Here is a 3,042-nt window from a genome sequence, read left to right on the forward strand (position 1 = left end):
CGCCATGCCTGCTCCCGCCATGTCCCCCGTCGTGAAGAAGCGCCGCCCCTCGCCCGTGTCCGCCGCCCTGTTCGGCCTGCTGGTGCCCGTGTCGGCCACCGCGTTGCTGCTGTGGGCGTGCGACGGCGGGCCGGAGCCGGCCGCGGACGGACCGGAGCGCGCCCCGGAGGTGACGGCGGATGAGAAAGCGCCGGTGGCGACGTCGGTGAGCCCGGTCAGCCCGGGCGAGGCCGGCGCGGCCAAGGCCGCCGAGGTCAGCCTCGAGGCGGCGGCGGTGGAGGTCGCGGCGGCGGTCGAGCCCGCGCCGGTGCCGAGCGGCGTGCGGGTGTCGCCGCGGACCACGATCGTGTACTCGGCGCCGCGCTACGGCAGCGACATGCGCGGGCGCATCGACGCCGACACGCCCTTCGCGATCTACGGGATGGCCGAAGGGACAGGTTGCTCGGGCGAGGGGTGGGCGCGGGCCGGCGGGCGCGAGGGCGACGGCTACATCTGTCTCAAGGCGGCGACGGTCAGCGAGGCGGCGCCGCAGGTGCTGCCGGTGGTGCCGGAGGGGCTGGTGGTGCCGTACATCTACGCCAAGCCGCGGGCCGACCGGAAGGGCAAGCTGCTGGCCGAGGTGCCGCGCTATCGGACCCGCTACGCGCTGATGAACGGGCGCGAGCCGAGCGACTACCTCGAGCCGAACCGGCAGTACGCGTTCGTCGACCTGCGGCCGCTGGGCGGCTTCGGCAAGGTCTACGAGGACGCGGACGAGCAGGTCGTGCCGGCGAAGGACATGAAGCCGGAGAAGCCGAGCGAGTTCGCCGGGCGGATGCTGGCGGAGTCGCCGGTGGCGGAGGGGCGGCGCGCCGGGTGGATCGTCTCGCACGAGGCGCTGCTGCGGGCGGAGCCGAAGCTGAAGGCGCCGACGGTGAAGCAGCTCGAGTTCCACGCGACCGTCGAGGTGCTGCCGGAGCTGCGCAGCGGCGGCGGCTCGCGCTGGATCACGATCCCCGACGCGCTCGGGGCCGGGACGCCGGGCTACATCGAGGCCAGCAAGGTGCGGTGGTTCGAGGCCGGGCCGGAGCTCAGCGACGTGGCGGCGGGCGAGACGTGGATCGACGTCGACCTGCAGCAGCAGATGCTGGCGGTGATGGTCGGGCAGGCGCCGATCTTCGTGACGCTGATCTCGAGCGGGACGGGGGCCAAGCCGAACACCTCGACGCCGAAGGGGGTGTACCGGATCCGCAACAAGCTGGCGCTGGGGGCGATGCGCAACCGGCCGGAGGACGCCGACGAGTCGCCGTACCACGTGGAGGCGGTGCCGTGGGTGCAGTACTTCTACCGCCGCTTCGCGCTGCACGGGGCGTACTGGCACGATGGCTTCGGCCACCGCAAGAGCCACGGCTGCGTGAACCTGGCCCCGAAGGACGCGCGCTACGTGTACAGCGTGACGACGCCGGCGGTGCCGCCGGGGTGGGTGTCGAGCTACGAGCACGCGGGCGAGCCGGGCAGCGTGGTGCGCGTGCGCAAGGGCCAGGAGCTCGGCGAGGACCGGCGGACGATCAATGACGTCGAGAGCGAGGCGCCGCAGGCCGAGGCGGTGCTGGCCGATCGCCGGCCCTGAGACCGGGCTGGCCTTGAGGACAGGGCTCTGAGGACAGGGCCCCGGGGACAGGGCCCCGGGGACAGGCCCCGGGGACAGGTCAATAAGCGGGCCTCAGCCGGTGAGGCCGACGGTCTGGAGCTCGGCGACGTACCAGTCGCCCCACTCGAGGCGCAGCTGGAGGATGAGGGTCTGGGCGGCGGGCCGGGGGGCGGCGACGGTCGGCTTGTGGGCGACGCGCAGGCGGACCACGGCCTGCGGGGCGTAGGCGCCGGGGAGCACGTCGATGTTCTCGATCTGGATGTCGTCGCCGGTGGTGAGGCGCTCGGCGATGTCGGCGAAGGCGAAGGTGCGCGAGGCGTCGACGGTCTGCAGGCGGGACAGGGCGAGGTCCATCGCCGCGTCGGCGGACATGTCGGCGTAGAAGCGGGCGCTGACGTAGGCCTGGGAGAACTCGAAGAAGAAGCTGATGACCTGCTCCCGGGAGAGCAGGCCGTCGACGCCGAGGGCCTGCATGAAGCCGGGGCTGCCGGTGCGGATGACGACCTCCTGGACGGCGGAGAAGGGCAGGTTGTCGGCGCCGGCGGGCTGCGACTCGACGAGGTCCTCGAGGGCGGCGACGAACTGCTGGACCGGGAGGCGGCCCTCGCCGGGCAGCTGCTCGGCGATGGTGCGCATGGTGTAGGAGCGGACCTTGCGGGCGTGGGTGGGGGAGAGCATGCGCCGGGCGGCCTCGAGCTGGCCGGTGTGGACGGCGGCGACGAAGCCGCGGGCGCGGCTCTCGGCGCGGTGGGCCTGCTGGGCGGCGGTGGTCATGGCGGGGCGGTCGGCGAGCATCTGGGCGGCCTCGGCGATGGGGATCGCGTAGCCGCCGACGCGGTGCTTCCAGGTCCACGAGACCACGCCGACGGCGCGGCCGAAGCGGTCGAGCACCGGGCCGCCGCTCATGCCGCGCTTGACCTCCTGCGAGAGGCCGAAGAAGGCGCCGGGGCCGACGGCCTTGTTGTAGACGGCGAGCTCCTGGACCTTGCCGCTGCGGGCGATGAAGCCGGGCTTGGTGGCGTCTTGCTTGCCGCCGCTGCCGTCCTCGGCGACGCGGGCGAGCAGGAGCACGGGGTCCTGAAAGTGGAGGTAGTCGGCGATCGGTGTCGGGTGGTCGGTGGCGAGGGAGAGGTAGGGGAGGGGCTCGTCGCTGTCGACCTTGAGGAGGGCGAGGTCGCGGAGCGGGTCGATGTAGACGATGCGCACGGCGGCGAAGCTGCGGGCCGGCTGGAGCGCGGGGAAGGTGAGGCTCTCGATGTAGTCGGCGTCCTCGACGACGTGGCGGTTGGTGATGAGGTAGCCGCCGGGGTCGATGACGAAGGCGAGGCCGCGGCCGACGTCGGTGGTGACGACGGCGACGGCGGCGGCGCCCTTCTGGGCGATGGCGAGGGTCTTGAGCTCGTGCGAGGCGG

General features: G+C 73.3%; 2 protein-coding genes. One reads left to right on the forward strand and one right to left on the reverse strand.

Annotation, left to right across the window (positions count from 1 at the left end):
* Positions 1-1,609, forward strand: a 1,609-nt coding sequence (locus tag KBB57_RS20015) for a L,D-transpeptidase (protein WP_290754159.1), incomplete at its 5' end; no start/stop codon positions are given.
* Positions 1,610-1,702: 93 nt separating this feature from the next.
* Here the strand turns inward: KBB57_RS20015 and KBB57_RS20020 are convergent.
* Positions 1,703-3,042, reverse strand: a 1,340-nt coding sequence (locus KBB57_RS20020; RefSeq protein ID WP_290754161.1) for a serine protease, incomplete at its 5' end; no start/stop codon positions are given.

This window comes from Amaricoccus sp. (assembly GCF_017993425.1).
Taxonomy (GTDB): domain Bacteria; phylum Pseudomonadota; class Alphaproteobacteria; order Rhodobacterales; family Rhodobacteraceae; genus Amaricoccus.